Here is a 19,859-nt window from a genome sequence, read left to right as displayed (position 1 = left end):
ACTCTATTGATGGGTAAAAATAACTACTTCCTTCTCCCCCCACTCCAATCCATTGGGTAATTCACTAGAAGCAAATTCCAGGTGGATGACTCTTCTGGATTGGGCATTGGTGGTTTTTTGGGAGGCATGAAGGGTGAGAGGTTTCATGAGATGAATACCTCCTGCTTCTACTTCACAGCATGTAGGAGATTTTGTTTGACGAAATTGTTCAAATTGCTGATGATCCCAAATGCCGAAATGAGACTTTGGAAATACGAGAAGTGCTCCGTTCTCAGCGGTAGTATTATCCAGGTGAATTCGGATGGTATACATGTTCTTCAAAATATCTATGGGTGGTCTAACACTGACCACTCCTTTCTTGCTGGTCCATCCTGAGTACGCTTCGGTTTCTATTTTCTCTTGGACATTGATGGGGACATCCTGATGGAACGTAACATACCAATTGGAAGTGGAAGGTTTGTCAAAATAGATCGCTTTGCAGAGAAAATAGCCTTCTCCCATCCCTTCTTGGAGTAGGGTGTGTAGTTTCAGGTTAAAAATATGTTCCTTCAACTCAGGAAGTTCTTGAAGCAACTTTCTGATGGCGAAAACTTCAGTGTTATTTTGTCCATCCACACTGGCTTTGTAATTATCTAATATCCTACCCATTTGCTCTACTTCTTTTGGAGAGTAGATGCCATTAAGTATAGCCGTACCTCTGCGATCCACTTTTTTGATGCTTTCTTGGGCTACTATGGGATGTAGGTCATAAGTGTACAATTGGTGAGCCATAGTTATTCTTTTCTTAAGACTGCGAAACAGACGCGGAGGGTTCAAAATTTTGATGGTTTCACCATAGCCTAGTAGCTCCTTTTCTAACTCAAAATTTAGTTGCACATCCAGCGTAATGATACCTCCGCCGGGGAGTTTCTGTTTAAGCTGCTGAGAATGATGAATAGGTTTGGTCAGTATATAGGGCAAGTGCTTCTGTTCTACAAAGATTTCTACATGTTCAGTACTACCGTTTATTTCCACACTCACACCTACCACATCTTTAAAATAGGTCTGTAAGTCATGTTGGGTATTGGGTATGTATGGAGCGTTGCAGGGGGCGATGTCAATTACCCTATCCAGTGCTAATAAGAGAGGTAACTGTCTTTTACCTTTGAAGCCAAGTACAAACCAGCGGTTACGAAATTCCTTTAAAAGCTGGGCGTGAAAGTCAAAGCTCTGAGGATTGCGGGCTTTAAATGACTGATAGGTGAGACGTATCGCTTTTTTCTGAATAATGGCCTGATATAAATCGTCTATGAACTCCAGCCCTTTTACATTTTCATTGGTTTCAAACTGGATGACCGACTCCTGCTTGGTTTTTTCAGTATAAACTTTGTCTTCCAGCTTTTGCACCATACCTGATAAATCATGGAAATGGCTAAAGCCTTTGAACTGCTTAAGTATTTCAATGACCTCAGTAAGCTTGTTTAAATCCTTGACTGTGAGAGGAATGTTGGTGATGGAGTAATCTGGATCTTCGTAAGTATAGTATTTCCTATCAGTTACAATGATAGGGGCATTATACCCTAGCTTTTCACTCCGCATCATTTGCAGGTCCAACTGCACTGTTCTAGTACTTACACCTTTCTCAATGCCCTCATATTCATATAGAGCTTCAGAGCAAGCTTCTACTAAATCTTCGAGTGTCCACTTACGGAAGCGGTTACGCAGACATTGGTCAATGGTTTTGTAGCGAATCAGTGCGTTTCTGTTAACAGGCATAAGCAAAAATTTTATCAAAAAAGTGAAATTTTTTCTACTACGCAAAAAGATTGCGTAGTGGCTGCTTACACTTGTATCATTAATGAAGAAGATGATAAAAAGATGTTACTAACGATTTCAACTACATATTCGCCTGCTACCGATTTAGGCTATCTGCTGCACAAACATCCGGATCGCCTGCAAGAGGTAGCGCTTTCCAGTGGCAAAGCACATGTTTTCTATCCTGAAGCAAATGAAGATAAATGCACCGTTGCACTGCTGCTGGATATTGACCCTATAGCATTGGTCAGGAATGCCAGAAATACTGCTGCCGAAAGTTTTACACTAGGCCATTATGTCAATGACCGGCCTTATGTAGCTTCATCCCTAATGAGTGTAGCCATTGCCAAAGCTTTTTCCACTGCGATGAACGGTACTTGTGCGAATAGGCCTGAAGCAGTAGATAAGGTAATGCCATTTGAGGTGAGTTTATCAGCTTTGCCCGCACCCAAAGGAGGAGAGTTGCTGATCAGAAAACTGTTTGAGCCACTGGGATATGAAGTGAGGGTAGAAAGACAGATGTTGGATGAAAATTTTCCAGAATGGGGAGAAAGCAAATACTATCATCTTAAACTTACAGGTCAGACTCGTTTACAGGATTTGCTTTCGCATCTGTATGTGCTGATTCCAGTATTGGATAATGATAAGCATTATTGGGTGAGTGAAGATGAAGTCAATAAGTTGCTCAAAAAAGGAGAAGGTTGGTTGAGCAACCATCCCGAAAAAGAGCAAATCACTAAGCGTTACCTGCTCAATATCGGCAGATTTACCAAAAGTGCTTTGGGTCAATTGCTTGCTGAGGATAGTGTAGCTGATGAGGAAGACTCTGAAGAAGATGATGCGACAATCAAAAGAAAAGAGACCCTGCATCAGGAAAGGCTAAAGCAGGTTTTTTCTGAACTGAAATCATCCGGAGCTAAGACTGTGCTGGATTTGGGTTGTGGAGAAGGAAAATTGCTCAAGATGCTGCTTCGGGAAAAGCAGTTTGAAAATATTCTGGGCATGGATATCTCGTATCGTTCACTGGAGAAAGCCAAAGAGAGGCTTCATTTTCAGGAGATGGCCCCTCGCCAGAAGGAGAGGGTCAATCTGATTCATGGAGCACTCACCTATAGAGATAAAAGACTAGAAGGTTTTGATGCAGCGGCATTAGTAGAAGTGATTGAACACCTGGATGAAAACAGATTGGCTGCACTGGAAAGAGTATTGTTTGAGTTTGCCAGGCCAAAATCAATTGTGCTCACTACACCCAACCGGGATTACAACCAGCTTTTTGAAACGCTGGAATCCGGAGCTTTTCGCCATAGTGATCATCGCTTTGAGTGGAGCAGGGCAGAGTTCAAAGCCTGGGCTAGCAGAGTAGCTGAGGCTCATGATTATGCAGTGAATTTTAAAGCTGTAGGAGAGGAGCACCCTAAGTTCGGAGCACCTTCCCAGATGGCCATTTTCAACTTAAAGTAGCAACCAAAAATGAACACTATAAAAATACCAGAGCTTTCTTTAGTAGCCTTGATTGGTGTATCTGGCTCAGGAAAATCTACTTTTGCTAGAAAGCATTTTAAGTCTACCGAGGTGATTTCTTCTGATCAGTGTCGGGCAATTGTATCAGATGATGAAAATGACCAGTCAGCTACACCTGATGCTTTTGAGCTTTTGCATTATATCGCTTCTAAACGACTCAAAAAAGGTATACTCACAGTCGTAGATGCGACCAACGTGCAGGAAGAAAGCAGAAGAAAACTGGTTCATCTGGCTAAGGAATATCACTGTTTACCCGTAGCCATTGTACTGGATTTGCCGGAAGATGTATGTCAGGAAAGAAATGATCAGCGTAGCGATAGGAACTTTGGCAAGCATGTGATCCGTCAGCAGCGCTCACAACTGAGAAGGTCATTGAAAAAGCTGAAAAGAGAAGGCTTTCGTCATATCCATGTCTTGAAGTCTGCTGAAGAAGTAGAAGGCATATCGCAGGTTGTGCGTGAAAAACTCTACAACGATAAAAAAGAGGTTCACGGACCTTTTGATATTATAGGAGACATACATGGTTGCTATGAAGAATTAGTGGCGTTACTTGTCAAACTGGGGTATGCGTTAAAAGAAGTACAGGATAACGGCAGTAACTTCTGTTTGGAAGTAAGTCCTCCTGAAGGTAGAAAAGTGATCTTTCTGGGTGACCTGGTGGATCGTGGTCCCGCATCTCCTGCGGTATTAAAGCTAGTCATGAGTATGGTGCGGGCTGGTGTTGCCTATTGCGTGCCCGGCAACCATGATATGAAGTTGCAGAGGTACCTGAACGGTAAAAATGTGCAGCTAAAGCACGGACTGGAAAAAACAGTAGAGCAGCTTTCTACCGAGTCAGAAGCATTTCGTATAGAGGTAAAAGAATTCCTCTATAGTCTGGTGAGTCACTATGTTTTTGATGATGGTAAACTGGCGGTAGCACATGCGGGAATCAAGGAGGAGATGCAGGGTAGAGGCAGTGGTGCGGTAAGAGCTTTCTGCATGTACGGCGAGACTACCGGAGAGATTGATGAGTTTGGTTTGCCAGTACGCTATGACTGGGCTTCAGAGTATCGGGGTAAAGCTATGGTGGTGTACGGGCATACACCCGTACCCGAAGCGCAGTGGCTTAACCGTACCATTGACATAGATACAGGCTGTGTATTTGGTGGGAAGCTAACGGCTTTGCGTTATCCTGAGGAAGAACTGGTTTCAGTAGATGCCCTTCAGGTATATGCTGAATCTGCTCGTCCCTTGCACTCTCCTGAACTCTCTTTGAATCAGCAGCAGGAATATGATGATTTGCTGGATATGGAAGATGTATTGGGCAAACGAATTATCAGCACTCGTCTGAGGAACAATGTGACCATCAGAGAGGAAAATGAGATGGCTGCCTTGGAGGTGATGAGTAGGTTCGCTGTCAATCCGAAGTGGCTTATTTATCTGCCGCCTACCATGTCACCTACCGAGACCAGTGAGCAACCTGATTATTTAGAAAGACCGGAAGAAGCATTGCAATTCTATCGTAGGCAAGGCATAGAGAAAGTAATCTGTGAAGAAAAGCATATGGGGTCCAGAGCGATACTCGTCATTTGTCAAGATGAAGAAGTTGCCGTGAAGCGGTTTGGTATAGAAGGTGAGGGGATTGGCAAATGCTATACTCGTACCGGAAGAAGTTTTTTCAATGAGCTGGCATATGAGCAGGAGTTTTTGAGCAGAGTCAATGCTGCGCTGACAAAAACTAACTTCTGGGAGAAATTTGATACGGATTGGGTTTGTTTGGATGCTGAGTTGATGCCCTGGTCGGCCAAAGCACAGGCACTCTTACAGGAACAGTACGCTTCAGTAGGAGCTGCTGCGGAAGCTTCTTTATCAGCTACTGTAGAGGTACTTTCCTCAGCAACTACCCGCCAAATTGAAGGTGTAGATGCCCTACTGGAAAAATATACACAGAAGCAGGAGATGGTCAAGGATTACTGTACTACTTACCGTCAATACTGCTGGCCGGTGAAGAGTATTGCAGATTATAAGCTGGCGCCTTTTCATATCCTGGCTACCGAAGGTGCTGTGCATATGGATAAATCGCATGAGTGGCATATGCAGCACATTCAGGAGATTTGCTATGGAGATGAAGAATTACTGATGGCTACCCCTTATCGAATTGTAGATCTTACTGATGAACAGTCGCAACAAGCGCTAGTCCAGTGGTGGGAAGCTTTGACAGAAAAAGGAGGGGAGGGCATAGTCATCAAGCCGCTGGATTTTATTAGTCATGGCAAAAGAGGAGTGGTACAACCTGCTATCAAATGTAGGGGTAGAGAATATTTGAGAATTATCTACGGACCAGAATATACGGCTCCTGAGCATTTATTAAGACTCAAAAAGCGTGGGTTGTCTGGCAAGAGGTCGCTGGCTATGCGAGAATTTGCGTTGGGCTTAGAAGGACTAGAAAGGTTTGTCAAAAAAGAGCCATTACGCCGAATACATGAATGTGTGTTTGGAGTGCTAGCGCTGGAAAGCGAACCCATAGATCCAAGATTATAGATACAAACATGAAAAAGAATATCATCAATAAGTTGAAAGCTATTGAGAAGGAATACCTGATAAAGATATTGCATGCCTGCGAGGCAGGTTCTCGTGCCTGGGGATTTCCTTCTCCTGATAGTGATTACGATGTACGCTTCATTTACAGGAGGCAAAAGGATGCTTATCTCTCACTTTTCAAAAAGAGCGATGTGATCAATCCTAAGATAAGTAGAGACTTTGATGCCGGTGGATGGGATATAGATAAGAGCCTATTACTCTTAGCAAAGTCAAATGTCCCACTGATGGAGTGGATATATTCTCCATTAGTGTATTTTACAGATCAGCGTTTTCTTGAAAAGCTTAGGAGCTTAGCGAAACTATATTTCGCCCCCCCTGCGGGTTTTTATCATTACCAAAGTATGGCTAAAAAGTACCATACACTTTGTGATGCGGATAAGTATCGGCTTAAGAATCTTTTTTATGCTTTGAGAACAGCTAATGCAGCGCATTGGGTGGTTAAGTACCAGACTTTTCCACCCGTTAATTTCACTGAAATGCTCAAAGGCTTATCCTTGCCCTCTGAGATTTTGGAAGAGATTGATAAGCTGAGAGCCTTGAAGTCAGGTAAAGAAGAATCGTACAAGCATCCATCCAGTAAAAGACTATTAACTTTTCTTGAGGAAGTGATTGAAAGTAATCAAGAAGGGAGTAAAACCTTAAATACTCCTGCAAAAGACATGTATTTGCTGGATAGTTTTTTTAGAGAAACTGTAAAATCAGATTGAGATGACAATAGAGGAAATGAAGGAAAGAGGCTTACTGCTGCTGGAATGTATCAGCGGCAGTAAAGCCTATGGCTTGGCCACTGCTGAGTCAGATACCGATATCCGGGGTGTGTTTTATTTGTCCAAAGAACAGTTTTATGGCATGAACTACATCCCTCAGTTGAGCAATGAAAGTAATGATATTGTATACTATGAGCTAGGGAAATTTGTAGAACTGCTAGCCAAGAATAATCCTAATATTCTGGAATTGCTCAATACTCCTGAAGACTGTATACTTTATAAACACTTCCTGATGGAGGAGATCAGGGAAGAGCTATTTCTTTCCCGTTTGTGTCAGCAGACCTTTGGCAATTATGCCATGACGCAGGTAAAGAAAGCCAGAGGGTTGAATAAGAAAATCCTCAATCCGGTAGAAAAAGAAAGAAAGTCCGTACTTGACTTTTGCTATGTGGTGCAGGGGCAGGGATCAGTGCCAGTGAAGGATTTTCTCACTAAAAACCAGATGAAGCAGGAGGACTGTGGTTTATCCAGCATTGCTCATATGAGAGAGGTGTATGGATTGTATCATGATCCGAAGCAGAATTATAAGGGTATTGTCCAGAGCGAGAAAGCCAATGATATCTCTTTGAGTTCAATTCCCAAAGAAACTAAGCCCGTAGCCATCATGTCCTTCAATAAGTCAGGCTATTCCTCTTATTGCAGAGATTACAGAGAATACTGGGAGTGGGTAGAAAAACGAAATGATGCCCGTTATCAGAATACACTTTCTCATGGTAAGAATTACGATGCCAAAAACATGATGCATACATTCCGGCTGCTAGCTATGGCAGAAGAAATAGGCAAAGAAGGTACGGTCAGGGTGCGGCGCCCTGAACGTGATTTCTTACTGAACATCAAAAAAGGGGTTTTTGACTATGAAGCATTAGTAGAACAGGCAGTGCAGAAAATCAACCAAATAGAAGAAATCTATAAGCAGTCTGCCTTACCGGAAACTCCTGATTTGGATAGGATTGAAGCTTTGTTGGTGAGAATGAGAGAGAGTTTATATTACTAACCTAAAAGGTTAGGTGCTAAATTTGATTTCTATTGATAGAAATGCCTCTTATTATTTTATTTTTGGAGGATTCACCCGAAGGGTCTGATAGTGAAATTCCAGACATTCCTTTGTGGTGTCCTCTGATAAAAAGTAGCCAAAATCCAAGTGGAATGGCTCTTTTGGCACTCTTTCAGTGGGTATAAATAAGATCTGATCAGTCGTATCAGGAGAGAATGCATACCATTGGTCATCTACAATGATTCCGCTCTCGTAAACTAAACTATCTTCGTGCTCAATGATGTCCATTGCCAGGATTAACTGCCCATCTTCTGAGAAAAATGGACCTCTGTAAAAACTATATGGTCTTTCTTCAGCATAAGTAGCACATTGTTCAATTTCTTGCTCGTAATTGGAATTTCCATTCATGATTTCATGAGCGATACCACTTGCATCTGATTGTTTCAGACGGTTAATCCAGTAAGCATCAGTATTCACAATCTCAAAAGAGTTTAGGAACGACCTGGCTATCTCTTCATAACCTGCTGTTTCGTCAGCGAAGGGATAGGCGGCGGATACCTTGTATAAATATTGGTCTTGATATACCCATAGATGTTGAATAGTAAATTTTTGATCGCTATCACGAACAACTGTGCTGGCTTCAAAATCAAATTTGCTAGTATCCTTCTCAAAAGACAAGATTTCTATTGAATCATTTACATAATGTTGGTAAAGATCCTCATTAAGATTTTTAGCTTCAATAAAATCATACTGAGCAGACTCCAAGGAGAATGCCATACCATACTTTTCTGACCCAAAAGTTCGCGATGCACCTTCATTGTTAACTTGTACTAAGAGGTGCATTTTAAATGGAAAAAAGATGTTAGCTCCTGAATAGTAGTCAGTTATTTTGTTTGGTTCTTCTGAATACACTTTCAGTAAAGAGTCTATCTGATACTCCCATCTTCTTTGCATATGAACTGTTGAACCGTGATCAGATGCATTATCATAATTATCCTGCATCTGGTTGAGTTGCGCTCGGATATCTGCCAGTTTCGTAAGATATCTTTCTTCTGCCTCATTCGGATTTTCTACTAAATATCGGTTGAGCATTCGGGCATGCAGTTCGGTAACGTTAAAATGATACTGCTCATGGTTGAGCATGTAGTCTGAACTATTGGAATTCACTGAACTGGTTTTGACCCAAGAATACTGGTTATTCTGCCCGGCGTAGGCGATATACAGCTGATCTACCGTATCAAACTCGAGGTATACGTTACTGCTGATGGCTGCTCCCCATTTTGAAAAAGGTTTAGCAAAACCCTGAAAGTCATTCCAGTTAAGTGGTTGCCATCTTTTGATGGTAACAGGAGCATAGAAGTTGTATCTCATCATTGGGATCATAGCGAGGATGAAACATGATAGCAAAACGATACCTAACTTGATCTTTAGAATATTTGACATTTGAACCACCTTAAAACGTATCTCAAGACTGTTACTAATAGCTCTATTGCAACAGACAGGATTAAGAAAAGAAACCCAAAATGGATGAAATCATCCAGAGAGAAATAATTGTTGTTGTAGACCAAGCTATCGTAACTTTTCTTCAATAGTATAAGTAGAACCATGAAGAGTAAATCCTGTGTAACCCGGCCCACAAAGTTATTAGCACGGTGATGCTCAATCTTATAAATGATGTGACAAGCCAATATTATTATAAATCCAGATAGAATGATGATAGCATCACCTAATCGCTCAGGTTCAATTTCATCTCCGTAGAATTTGATCACTGATGTAAGTGCAAGGTAGAACATCGCCAGAGCAAAGGAGGTTAAGAAATCACGATAGCTAAGGGTTCTTAAAAATGGTTTGAGATCCAAACTCCTAATGGTACTACCTTTATTGGCTTCACTTCCAACGAAATCTTCTTTATCGTAGAGTTTAGGAATTGTAGTAGCATTTCTTTCATTGTAAAGCTCAATCGCTGCATTGACGGCAGCCTTCTGATAACCTTCTTTGCGACCAATAATCTGTAGTAACTCCTGATCAGACTTGCTTTCAAATTTCTTGAGAAAATAATCTTCCATTGAGCAGGTGGGTATGCTAAGAATTAAGATTTGCAAAATCTCAATTTATATCCAGACATTCACATCGTTTTTCGCATGTTCATTACACAGATTAACGAATGCTACTGCTTTAATTCTGCTTATTGATCAGGTTTACCACCACATTGATGATCAGTTCTTTCTCATCAGCTTTACTTTCGGCAATCATCAGGGTAAGGGCTACCAAGGCATTATCGGCTATTCGTTTGCTTTTATCCGTACGATAGAGCATGCGGTTTTTATCCAGGAACCAGACGAAGATACCCGCAGCGATCCGTTTATTTCCATCTGAGAAAGAGTGGTTTTTGACAATAAAGTACAGCAGATGGGCGGCTTTCTCTTCTACTGAAGGATAGAGGTCCATGCCATCAAAAGTCTGGTAAATGGTATCTATGGAGCTTTTGAATGATTCATCTTTTTCATTTCCAAAAAGCTTACCGGCACCGTAATGATCCCTCCAACGATCTATTTGTTTCCGGGCTTCACTATAGGTGAGGCGATAGGTTTCCTGAGGTTGTATATGGCGTACTTCTACCGATTGATGATCATACTGATCCAAAATGTCTAGTGCATAACTGTATTCCTGCAATACTTTCAGGATACTGGCTGCTTCATCAGTTGATAATTCAGTACGCTCGGGCATTTCGCTAATCATGCGAATAGCCTGTTGTAGCTTATTCATCTGAGCTTGCTGTTGTTCCAGCAAACGCTTCTGGTTGAGTGCATAACCCTGTACCAGGTACTGCCTCAGTACATTGCTAGCCCAGATCCTAAACTGTGTGCCTCTTTTGGATTTAACCCTGTAACCTACTGAGATGATGACATCTAAATTGAAATACTCTACTTGGTAAGTTTTGCCATCTGCCGCAGTTGTTGCAAATTTTGCAACAACTGAATTTCTTTTTAGCTCACCTTCTTTAAAAACATTAGCCAGGTGGCGGGAAATAACAGACTTATCCCGGTCAAAAAGCTCAGTCATTTGGTTCAGTGATAGCCATGCAGTATCCTGTTGTAGGCGGACCTGTATTTCAGTAGAACCATCTTCAGTAGCAAATATTTCTATAGGGTTGTTGTTATCCATAGCTGAAAGATAAAAAATAGGTGGCTGTAACTTATTTTCAGCCCATGTTAAATTTTGAGAGTACCATTTCTCCTGAAGCTATAATGCTCGTGATGGTCAACATATCCAAGTTGATTGGTCAGCATCAAGGTTTTGCCAATTCTAAATTCAGGTATATTTCTATGACTATGGCCATAAATCCAGGCATCTATATTAGAATCCATGATCATAGGTGTTAGATCTACGCAAAACGCCTCATTCAGTTGGCTACCTTTAAACTCTACAGCATTACACAATTCACTCGGTAGATGGTGGCTAATGACCAATTGTTTTTTTGGACTCTCAACCTGAAGCTCATGCTTCAAAAACTCTAGAGAAACATTATGGAGGAAGTTATAATGATCAATGGTAAGCCGTTGCTTCTGGAAATAAATCCTACGGAAATCAACCATCCCAAAGAGTATAGCTGTAATATTCTTTTCTATCCTGGACCAGAGGGTAGAAAAAATCAATCTGATATTTGGTTTTTCAACCACACAGTTGTTAACTAACCATACATTGTCCCTCAAAGGCTTTTTTAATGCCCCTGAATGTAGCTCCACATCATAACCTCCATAATACTCATGATTACCGGGAAGAATATAAGTTTCTGTAAAACTCTGAGAAAGGTAATCTAAAAATGTCAGGTTCTTAAAATCTTCATCCAGATAAAAAAGATCTCCAGCAATGATCAAAATTTCACCCTCAGCTTGGATTGGGTTCTCTTTCAACCACTTTTTGTTAGCATTGAATTCTAAATGCAAATCTGAACAGTACTGGATAATCATAAAGAGAAGGTTTATCAGCCTAATCGAATTAGAGATTTTTTATGTCAGAAACTATCAACACTAAGCTTGTGTGTACGAGATGAGCTGAGTATTTATATTAAAATTAGGCTTATAGTGGTTTAAATGAAACATTTGGTAATTTAAGGTGACTTTCTTTCAAACTACTATTAATAATATTTAATGAGAGGAGGAGCATTAAATAATTTTGACATAGGGATTTATACATGTCATTTTCCAAAGATTATCTTTTTCATCAAAGTCAAAATAAATCCCATTAAGATTATTTACCTCTGAAAAATCAATGTCTGAATCGTTAATGTTCTTAATTAGATTGTATTCTGGACTCAATAAATATTGTTTTCCATTGATCTGTCTTGCAATCAACCTTTGTGTGTGCTCATGGACGTTACCGAACCTGAAATTTGGTATTCTACTCACTTTCAGCATTTCTCTTTTTGATAGATTAACTAATAAGTCAATCCATGAAGCAGCTGTCTCAGATACTTGGTCCCTGTAATAATCAGCATATTCTATTAAAACAGTTTTATAAGTCTTTACATTTTTTTCCCAAAGTTCATCTTCAAAAAGATTAGCTATTTCAAGGGCAGAAGATCTCGACCGAATACCAGCTTGATAAATCTTTACAGACTTTAAATTGGGTAAACCTATTTCTGTTAGAATGGCTAATTCTTCAACTACTTCTGATTCTTCATGTAAATCTCTATTTATTAATTTTTTTGAAATTCCGTTTAGCACCCAAGGAAGATTAAAAGAATAGTGTTTGGTTATAATATCTATAGCATTTTCTAAAATGGTAATTTCAGACATTGGAGTGCCACTTAACCACAATTCTCGAATTTCTTTTTCGTCAACACTTTCTAAATAAGCTTCATTTAATATATTAATATCATTAATCTTATTTTCTATTTCTTTAACCAGTAAAATGCGGTTTTCCAATGTTTTGTCTTCAATAATGTAATCCTGTATGAAAGTAATAATATCGTCAAGTTTTTCCTCAATTTGGAGGTCAGAGTTAATAGGTATTCCAGATGATACTACTTTTTCCCAATCATTTTTTTCTTCACCAACCTTTTTTGTAATTCCTCTTATTCTTGCTTTAACAAACTCAATTACTTCATCACCTGAAATTTCCTTATTTCTTTCTGCTTGCAGATAAGCTAAGGATTTAGAAAAATAATCTTCAACCCATGTTATTTCATTACCATCTAAATTAAATGAATTGTGAAGTGCTAATAAACCATCATCAATCCAATCAAGTTTTTTGTCGAGTTCTTCTAATTCATTCAATTCATTTACTAAATTATTATTAGCAATTAATTCAATAAGATTTTCAAAAGATATTCCGTTTGCAACAGAAATTAACTTAAGTTCTTTAATCAATTCTAGACAACCACTTAAAGCTTTATCGATATTTCCTTTATCAAAGAATTCATGTATCAAATCTCTTTCCCATTTAATTTTTCTATTACCTTTACCAATGGTTTCATGAGCAACCAGTATTTTACCTTCATGATCGACAAAAGCTCGACCAGCCCGGCCTGCAATGTTCCAAAAGTCTCTCTTCGTAATCAGCTCTCCTGCTTGATATAAGGTGGAAAAAATAACAGTTGATACACCTAGATTTACTCCTTGTCCTAAGGTTGAGGTTGCAATAATCACTCTTGGTTTTTCACTACGCATCAAGCGTTCCAATGGTAAACGCACATCAGATAGTAAATTGGCATTATGACAGAAAATGCCTTTTTTTGCAAAAGCTAGCCATTCTGAATCTAAACCATATGATTCTGAGCATGCTAATTCAAAAGCCGTCCAATTATTTTGATTATTTATTGCAAAATTGTCATCTTGTGAATCTATACATTTCTCATATTCTCTTGCAATCGTAAAGACAGATCTTTTATCGCCAACAAAAATTAACACTGGCCCAAATGTTCTTAACTTATATGCTGTAGCTGCAATTGCTTCATTTTTAGTTTCAGGAAAATAGTGAACTTTCTTTTGACGAGGTTTTTTAGGTAACTCTTTACTCTTAATAAATTTAGTGTTGAAGGATTCTCTTTCTGAATCAGTACTTTGCCAAACTAAATCAACATATTTCTCAATATAATGATGACTATTGGAAAATATTGAAAGTAGTTTAATCGGAGCTTTTCTTAAAATATAACTTATTCTTTCAAGTGATACTTCTTGTCTAATTTCTAACGTTTCTTTTTCCAAATCATAAAAGATACGACGAAATAATGGCCTATACTTTTCATATTTAGGTAAAATGCTTGATTTTCGAATCGTTCTACTATTGATTTCTAATTTTCCCACTCTCTCTTCGGAGGTTCTCTTTGTAAACATTTTCTGAAGAATTTGTTAGCCATTCTGCTAAATCTTCTGCATTTGGTAATACCGCAGATAGCAGTAAAAATTTCCCCTCATTTTTGATCACATGGTACTTTAATTCTTCATAAAACATTTCATTAACAATTAGTCTTTTGTTTTCACCAAAAAGATGACCTTCATCAACAATGACCAGCTTTAAACTTGAAAGTACTTCTGTATTGCTTCGTAATAAGGCTTTAGCTTTTTCAGGTGTTGCAACAATTACGGATGATTCATCAATTATTTTTTCATCTAATTTGCTAAACAAACTACCGCCATATAAATGAGATATTGAAATGTTAAGGTTACTAAAAATCTCATCAAGGGAGTTTTCTATTTCATATGCTAATGACCTGAAAGGAGCAACAAATAATATCTTATCATCAGGATGGGACATGATACAATTTAATATTGCAATTTCTCCAATTCTTGTTTTCCCGCTACTTGTGGGGATACTTACAATACAGCCATTTGATTCATGACTCAAAACTTTAGGCAAAGAGTTTCTTTGAGTTACAAACAACTCTGTTATACTGCCGCTCGTTTTATAAATAAGAGATTGAATATATTTTAAAGGAAAATTGTCTTGCGTATCAAAGTAATTAGATAAAACCTGCCAAAGAGAAGCTTGATTAAAACCCTCAAGGATTAGTAGAAGCAATCTTATTACCCACCATATATCAGGCTCTCCTCTTATCTCTGCAATTACCTTTAAATTATTCAGGTCCTTTTTCGCAGATTCTAATAATTCTTTCTCACCAGTATGGTAGTATCTCATATAAAAGTTTAATGCTTTTGCAATAACTATCTCATAAACTTTGATAGTGATATTATCAACACTATGGTGTTCTGCAATATATTCGTCAGAATAGTTAGAATTAATAACCAACCGGTTTATTTCATTTGATAGCAGATTAAAATCACGTTTTAAAAAAAAAGATATTAATGAAGATATTATTGTATCACTTTGGATCTTTTTTATTAGAATGAATGATTTAGAATATTGAAAGCTAACGTAGTAACCCAATGCAGAAATTAAAACGTAAAGGTTCTTATTCTTAGTCTGTACATTGGGCGAGCCATGCACATGCTCCAGGATAGATGCTCCTTTTTCAATTGAATGAGAAGCCTGAGAATAGATTTTATTTTCAAAATAATTGCATCCAATATTTAAATATTTAAAAGCAAGAAGGTTTAGTTGTTCATCCTTAATAGTGTACCTTGGAAAATTACCTTTGGTTTCTCCGGTATTGTAAAGTATATATCTAGCATTTGCTTGAGCTATGAGATTTTGTAAAAGGGAATCAGATTCTAATTTTGCAAAGCTCTCTTCTATGAATTCAAGCCTCATAACTCTAGGGGTTCTGAAATTAATTCTTCTGCTTTTGCAAATACTGTGTTAATAAAGCCTTCAGGATTTTCTATACCAAGTGAAATAAACACTAAATGGTCATTATCACTATTTAAGTGCTCCTCGACCATCGCTGAGGTTCTTCCATTGCTTAATAGTAACCCCGTGTAAATTAAATCACCTTTATCTTTAATATCCTGAATAATGTAATCATCCAACTTTTCAGCAAGAGATTCATTTATTTTAGCGATTTCATCGACGAGGAAAGTATATGACAGAGGTAATGTATCTTTGCTTAGTGAGTTTGTAATATCTTGGATTACTTCTTTTGAAGGTGTTTTTCTAAATTTGGCTTCCCCTAGGTAAATTCTTATTTTTTCAAATCCTTTTTCTTCAATCAAATCAACCATTAAAGTGTCATCACCTTTAATTGCTTGGTCAATATTGGGGTTGTATCTTAACTTAAAAACTTTGACAAGTTCTTTTTTAAGAGATGTTTGAATATAATCTGTCAAGATTATTTCAGTTGCATTTCCTTTTTTTACTTTATCAGCTGATGGAAGCTTTTTGTGCTGTTCTGCATATTTATTAAAGCCCAAGCTCCTAAATTTATCTTTTAATCTTTTCAACCTAAAATCTGAGTAATGATGATTTATTAACTTTCTGGCCATCCATTCTACTAAAGTCTCATTTTGAGAATCAGCCTCTTTAAGTTCTCTGTGACATTTTGTAGCTGTAGGGGGTAAATCATTTGCTGTAAGCCAAATCCCGAATTGATGAGATTTGTCAGGATGTTTTCCTATTAATTTTTCTTGTTTAGTCATACTACTGTCTTCTCTTAACGAGCGCTGATAAAATTTAGCTTTTTTATAAACTGAATATTCAGTCAGCTTGTAGGGTTAGTGTATAATTATACTTTTACTTTAGTATCAAGGTGTCATTTTGCATGTAACACAACGATAGTTTTTTACTTTGTCTTCTATGTAAGGCCGTTTGCTCAATATAGTAAAGAAATTATGTAAAAAAATCTATATAAAGTTAATTTCTCTAAATAAAGGTTTGTTTACCATTGGGTTAGGGTAGTATTGGTGGTTTATGGTAGTTGCTTCATTTCAAACTATGAGTTCTAATTGGAGCCTATAGGTGCTTGTCTTTACTACAGTGATATTCACATTTGACCCTAGTGATGGCAACGGTGTGCTTAGTTACGCACTGTCGTTCATCATTCACAATCTCTCATCAAAAAGGAAAGGCTCAGTACTTACTAATTTAATTTTACTAAAATCTGCATGTCGAGTGTTGAGAATGTAGTTCCATTCATTAGGGATAATGGATGTGGGTACTTTGAGGATAGGGTATTTATTTTCTGCATACCAGGCTTTACCTATATCTAAACACTCTACACAGTACCCTTTTCTCCAGGTCTTAGGTAAGTCTTTTTCCTGTATAGTTAATATTGGAAGGCCATCAGGAATGGAAATGATCATGGTTTTGAAAAGCTGATTATTTCCACTGTTGCTTCTATGAACAAGGTTTTCCAAACAGGCAAGCGCACGGGAATCGCTGGTATAGATAACAAACTGTCCATCCTCATTCCAGCGGTTGCGAAAACCAGAGGCTACTAATTCTTTAGCGTATTTAGCTTTGGTAATTCTGTAGACTAGCATTAGGAAAAGTCGCCGTATTCTATACGGGTAAGTTCTCTACTCACCAGCTCAATGCCTGAAATGTAGTTGAGCAGCTTTTCCGGTATGCGACCTTCCAAACCATAAGAAGGTTTGCTCAGCCAGCGAGCAAACTCTTCACTGCTGCCAAAGACTTCTTTACCTTGCTCAAACAGTTCCTGAAGTTTAAGCAGGTGTTCAGCATCCGTTTTCCTGAAGTCTTTGTTCTTGTTCTTGTAGTTGGTGATCGTTCTCACATCCAACCCTATAAAATCTGCAAGGGCTGCTTTAGAGTAACCACTCTGGCTTACCAGTTTGTCAAATATTTTGATAGAGATACCTTTCTCTGCTGTATCTATGACCTGATAGGGATTCATACCTTTTGCTTCTTTTTCTCAAGTATACGAAAATATTCCGAATCACGTTGGAAAAATTGTTTATCGGTTTAAAATATTGGCAAATTACTCATCAAGATCGTGGAGATACTCCTTGGATGCTCTACTTTGAGTTTGCGAAATAGGTGAAAATAGTGTATTGGAATTGACCATTAACGTCATACCAAAACAATAAAATTATGTGGCGATTTTAGAAGTGCTTGGAGCTAAATGCTTAAGTTTAGCTAATAAGAAATTGTAGTGCTTAGCTTCCCTAAATTTTGAGATGGTGCCGAAATTTTTAAATTTAGGCACCCATATCGGCACCTTTAAAAAACAAAATCCTTGTAAATACATGATTTACAAGGATTTGTGAACTTTTTGTTGTGATCCCGCCAGGACTCGAACCTGGAACCTACTGCTTAGAAGGCAGTTGCTCTATCCAGTTGAGCTACGAGACCTTCAAGTATGCCTTGGCGTAGAAGGCTTTTCTTAAATGAGCTGCAAATGTAAGGAATATCTGCCTAATTTTGCAAGACTAGGATGTAGAATTTCGTTTAACGGTAACCTTGGGCCTGCAAATCAAAGAGTTCAGCGTATTTTCCACCTTTGATCAGTAACTCTTCGTGAGTGCCTATCTCCAATAAACCACCTTTTTCCAGTACTAATATCCGGTCAGCCATACGGACGGTAGAGAAACGGTGAGAAATTAAGACCGCGCTTTTGCCTTCAGTAAGGTCTGCGAAACGGCGAAAAACCTCATACTCTGCCCGGGCATCAAGCGCCGCGGTGGGTTCATCTAAAACCAACAACTGCGCATCTCGCATGTAAGCACGGCTGATAGCAATCTTCTGCCATTCTCCTCCCGAAAGATTAACGCCCTCTGCAAACCTGCGCCCTATCATCTGCTCATAACCTTTGGGAAGTTTGCTAATCACCTGATCAGCCATACCACGATAAGCAGCATCATCTACTCTAACACGATTATCTTTTTCCTCAATTTTTCCTACAGCAATATTGGTAGAAGCATTCATCTGATAACGAACGAAGTCCTGGAAAATGACTCCAATGGCTTCTCGTAATTCCGCAGGGTTATATTCCTTCAAGTTATAGCCATCTAACAGAATACGACCTTCATTGGGATCGTAAAGACGGGTGAGCAACTTAATGATAGTAGTTTTACCAGCTCCGTTTTCTCCTACCAAAGCCAGTTTTTCTCCGGCATGTAGCGTGAAGGATAGGTTGCGAACTGCCCAGATATCTGTGTTAGGATATTTGAAACCTACATTCTCAAAAGTAAAACCTCGTTTTATGGGCTGGGGTACGGTTAAAGAATTCTCATTGAGTGCAATGAGCGGCTTCATCTCAAAAAATTCAAAGAAGTCCTGTAAGTAAAGTGCGCCCTCTGCCATGCTGGAAAACTGATTCAGAACATTCTCCAAGAGTGAGCGTAAGCGGGAAAAAGAACCTGCCAAGAAGGTAAGGTCACCAATGCTGATTTGGCCGTTTACTGTTTGTACTATTATCATAATGTATGCGCCATAATAACCGGCAGTGCCGATGGTGGCGAACACACTTCCCCAGCGGGCGCGATCAATAGCCACTCTCCGGTTGGCCATATAGTAATTGTCTGCTATTTTGCTAAAATGCTTAACCAAGAAATCAGACAAACCAAAGATCTTTACTTCTTTAGCAGTCTCATCGCTGGCACCAATGAAGCGGAAATAATCTAGCTCTCTGCGCTCTGGTGTCCATTGGGTGTTGAGAGAATAGCTGCGCTCGTTGAAATGAGATTCTCCCAGAAAAGCGGGTACTACGGCTACCATAATCAGCAGAATTAACCAGGGGTTAAAAGCTACCAGAGCGGCCGCCAGGAAGCCAATCGTAATGATGCTCTGAAACTGACTGAGTACCTGCGTCATCAGCGTAGTGCGCCTTACCGTTTGCCTACGAGCCCGTTCAAGTTTGTCATAAAAATCTGCATCTTCAAACTGTGCCAAGTCCAGAGAGCCAGCATGTTGCATCAGCCGTACAGATGACTCATTAGCGAATTTATCACCTAATAAGCTATCCAACAGTACAGTTGCACGGTTGATGGCATCTGAAATAATCGCTAGCAACAGCTCCAGTCCTATGTAGATGAAAAGCAAGGTCAGATCAGTCTCACCAGAAGTTTGGGTCAGCCTTACGACCTCATCAATAATGAGCTTACCAATGTATAGAGTTGTAACCGGAATAGCAGCTCGGACCACCCGTAAGATTACATTGGCCAGAAACATTTTGGGGCTTACCTGCCATATCAGGCGAAAGAAAGCAGGCAAGTGTTGTAGCGCCTGAAACCTTTCTTTTAGCGAAAGCTTTTCTCCTTGCTTTACTTTATCTTTTGCTGAAGTTTGTTTTTTGTCTTTGTTTAAGCTCATTTTCGGGTAGAAAGAGAAACTTTTTGTAT

The 19,859-nt window shown here is 38.9% G+C and carries 15 protein-coding genes and 1 tRNA gene; 4 read left to right on the top strand and 12 right to left on the bottom strand.

The features are described from left to right. Positions 1-3 precede the first annotated feature (3 nt). Positions 4-1,755 (bottom strand): phytanoyl-CoA dioxygenase family protein, encoded by a 1,752-nt coding sequence (locus WJR50_RS06190; RefSeq protein ID WP_341292370.1) that lies wholly within the window; start codon positions 1,753-1,755, stop codon positions 4-6. Between the two features lie 102 nt (positions 1,756-1,857). Here WJR50_RS06190 and WJR50_RS06185 point away from each other — a divergent pair, with 102 nt between their 5' ends. Genes WJR50_RS06185 through WJR50_RS06170 form a run of 4 tightly spaced genes read left to right on the top strand, consistent with a single transcriptional unit; the run spans position 1,858 to position 7,659 of the window. After that, entirely contained in the window at positions 1,858-3,255 is a 1,398-nt protein-coding gene (locus tag WJR50_RS06185) for a 3' terminal RNA ribose 2'-O-methyltransferase Hen1 (RefSeq protein ID WP_341292369.1), read from the top strand. A gap of 9 nt (positions 3,256-3,264) precedes the next feature. Then, positions 3,265-5,838, top strand: coding sequence for a polynucleotide kinase-phosphatase (locus WJR50_RS06180; protein ID WP_341292368.1), 2,574 nt, complete (start codon positions 3,265-3,267; stop codon positions 5,836-5,838). An 8-nt stretch (positions 5,839-5,846) separates the two neighbouring features. Further along, a complete protein-coding gene (locus tag WJR50_RS06175) occupies positions 5,847-6,605 on the top strand; it encodes a nucleotidyltransferase domain-containing protein (protein ID WP_341292367.1) in 759 nt (252 codons plus the stop codon). 1 nt (position 6,606) lies between these two features. Continuing rightward, complete coding sequence (locus tag WJR50_RS06170) at positions 6,607-7,659, top strand: nucleotidyltransferase domain-containing protein (RefSeq protein WP_341292366.1); 1,053 nt, start codon at positions 6,607-6,609, stop codon at positions 7,657-7,659. Between the two features lie 51 nt (positions 7,660-7,710). Here WJR50_RS06170 and WJR50_RS06165 read toward each other — a convergent pair whose 3' ends face one another. The 11 genes from WJR50_RS06165 to WJR50_RS06115 all read right to left on the bottom strand — a co-directional run bounded on the left by WJR50_RS06165 (position 7,711) and on the right by WJR50_RS06115 (position 19,830). Beyond that, positions 7,711-9,033, bottom strand: coding sequence for a hypothetical protein (locus tag WJR50_RS06165; protein ID WP_341292365.1), 1,323 nt, complete (start codon positions 9,031-9,033; stop codon positions 7,711-7,713). A 53-nt stretch (positions 9,034-9,086) separates the two neighbouring features. Beyond that, positions 9,087-9,725: a hypothetical protein gene (locus WJR50_RS06160; protein ID WP_341292364.1), complete on the bottom strand. Its 639-nt coding sequence runs from the start codon at positions 9,723-9,725 to the stop codon at positions 9,087-9,089. A 109-nt stretch (positions 9,726-9,834) separates the two neighbouring features. After that, positions 9,835-10,824, bottom strand: a complete 990-nt coding sequence (locus tag WJR50_RS06155) for a virulence RhuM family protein/type II toxin-antitoxin system death-on-curing family toxin (protein WP_341292363.1) — start codon at positions 10,822-10,824, stop codon at positions 9,835-9,837. Positions 10,825-10,871: 47 nt separating this feature from the next. Further along, a complete protein-coding gene (locus WJR50_RS06150; RefSeq protein WP_341292362.1) occupies positions 10,872-11,630 on the bottom strand; it encodes a metallophosphoesterase in 759 nt (252 codons plus the stop codon). 195 nt (positions 11,631-11,825) lie between these two features. Then, on the bottom strand, positions 11,826-13,997 hold the full coding sequence (locus WJR50_RS06145; protein ID WP_341292361.1) for a hypothetical protein: 2,172 nt from the start codon (positions 13,995-13,997) through the stop codon (positions 11,826-11,828). Continuing rightward, the gene (locus WJR50_RS06140) at positions 13,945-15,372 is read right to left on the bottom strand and encodes a DEAD/DEAH box helicase (RefSeq protein WP_341292360.1); all 1,428 of its coding nucleotides are present in this window, start codon (positions 15,370-15,372) and stop codon (positions 13,945-13,947) included. Before WJR50_RS06140 ends, WJR50_RS06145 begins: the two co-directional genes overlap by 53 nt. Next, entirely contained in the window at positions 15,369-16,196 is an 828-nt protein-coding gene (locus WJR50_RS06135) for a Hachiman antiphage defense system protein HamA (RefSeq protein ID WP_341292359.1), read from the bottom strand. The genes WJR50_RS06140 and WJR50_RS06135 overlap by 4 nt, the downstream gene beginning before the upstream one ends. A 402-nt stretch (positions 16,197-16,598) precedes the next feature. After that, the gene (locus WJR50_RS06130; RefSeq protein WP_341292358.1) at positions 16,599-17,039 is read right to left on the bottom strand and encodes an RES family NAD+ phosphorylase; all 441 of its coding nucleotides are present in this window, start codon (positions 17,037-17,039) and stop codon (positions 16,599-16,601) included. Continuing rightward, positions 17,039-17,413, bottom strand: a complete 375-nt coding sequence (locus tag WJR50_RS06125; RefSeq protein ID WP_341292357.1) for an Xre family toxin-antitoxin system antitoxin — start codon at positions 17,411-17,413, stop codon at positions 17,039-17,041. Before WJR50_RS06125 ends, WJR50_RS06130 begins: the two co-directional genes overlap by 1 nt. A gap of 384 nt (positions 17,414-17,797) precedes the next feature. Then, positions 17,798-17,871, bottom strand: a tRNA-Arg gene (locus tag WJR50_RS06120). A gap of 96 nt (positions 17,872-17,967) precedes the next feature. Continuing rightward, complete coding sequence (locus WJR50_RS06115) at positions 17,968-19,830, bottom strand: ABC transporter ATP-binding protein (RefSeq protein WP_341292356.1); 1,863 nt, start codon at positions 19,828-19,830, stop codon at positions 17,968-17,970. Positions 19,831-19,859 lie beyond the last annotated feature (29 nt).

The sequence above is a fragment of the Catalinimonas locisalis genome (assembly GCF_038039535.1).
In the GTDB taxonomy this organism is placed as follows: Bacteria; Bacteroidota; Bacteroidia; order Cytophagales; family Cyclobacteriaceae; genus Catalinimonas.
This window is presented reverse-complemented; position numbering and strand designations above follow the sequence as displayed.

What these genes read in the sequence shown, in the direction of transcription:
- WJR50_RS06125 (WP_341292357.1), bottom strand. Translation starts at nt 17,413, where the DNA reads ATGAATCCCTATCAGGTCATAGATACAGCAGAGAAAGGTATCTCTATC.
- WJR50_RS06185 (WP_341292369.1), top strand. Translation starts at nt 1,858, where the DNA reads ATGTTACTAACGATTTCAACTACATATTCGCCTGCTACCGATTTAGGC.
- WJR50_RS06140 (WP_341292360.1), bottom strand. Translation starts at nt 15,372, where the DNA reads ATGAGGCTTGAATTCATAGAAGAGAGCTTTGCAAAATTAGAATCTGAT.
- WJR50_RS06160 (WP_341292364.1), bottom strand. Translation starts at nt 9,725, where the DNA reads ATGGAAGATTATTTTCTCAAGAAATTTGAAAGCAAGTCTGATCAGGAG.
- WJR50_RS06175 (WP_341292367.1), top strand. Translation starts at nt 5,847, where the DNA reads ATGAAAAAGAATATCATCAATAAGTTGAAAGCTATTGAGAAGGAATAC.
- WJR50_RS06150 (WP_341292362.1), bottom strand. Translation starts at nt 11,630, where the DNA reads ATGATTATCCAGTACTGTTCAGATTTGCATTTAGAATTCAATGCTAAC.
- WJR50_RS06115 (WP_341292356.1), bottom strand. Translation starts at nt 19,830, where the DNA reads ATGAGCTTAAACAAAGACAAAAAACAAACTTCAGCAAAAGATAAAGTA.
- WJR50_RS06170 (WP_341292366.1), top strand. Translation starts at nt 6,607, where the DNA reads ATGACAATAGAGGAAATGAAGGAAAGAGGCTTACTGCTGCTGGAATGT.
- WJR50_RS06155 (WP_341292363.1), bottom strand. Translation starts at nt 10,824, where the DNA reads ATGGATAACAACAACCCTATAGAAATATTTGCTACTGAAGATGGTTCT.
- WJR50_RS06135 (WP_341292359.1), bottom strand. Translation starts at nt 16,196, where the DNA reads ATGACTAAACAAGAAAAATTAATAGGAAAACATCCTGACAAATCTCAT.
- WJR50_RS06190 (WP_341292370.1), bottom strand. Translation starts at nt 1,755, where the DNA reads ATGCCTGTTAACAGAAACGCACTGATTCGCTACAAAACCATTGACCAA.
- WJR50_RS06180 (WP_341292368.1), top strand. Translation starts at nt 3,265, where the DNA reads ATGAACACTATAAAAATACCAGAGCTTTCTTTAGTAGCCTTGATTGGT.
- WJR50_RS06130 (WP_341292358.1), bottom strand. Translation starts at nt 17,039, where the DNA reads ATGCTAGTCTACAGAATTACCAAAGCTAAATACGCTAAAGAATTAGTA.
- WJR50_RS06165 (WP_341292365.1), bottom strand. Translation starts at nt 9,033, where the DNA reads ATGATGAGATACAACTTCTATGCTCCTGTTACCATCAAAAGATGGCAA.
- WJR50_RS06145 (WP_341292361.1), bottom strand. Translation starts at nt 13,997, where the DNA reads ATGTTTACAAAGAGAACCTCCGAAGAGAGAGTGGGAAAATTAGAAATC.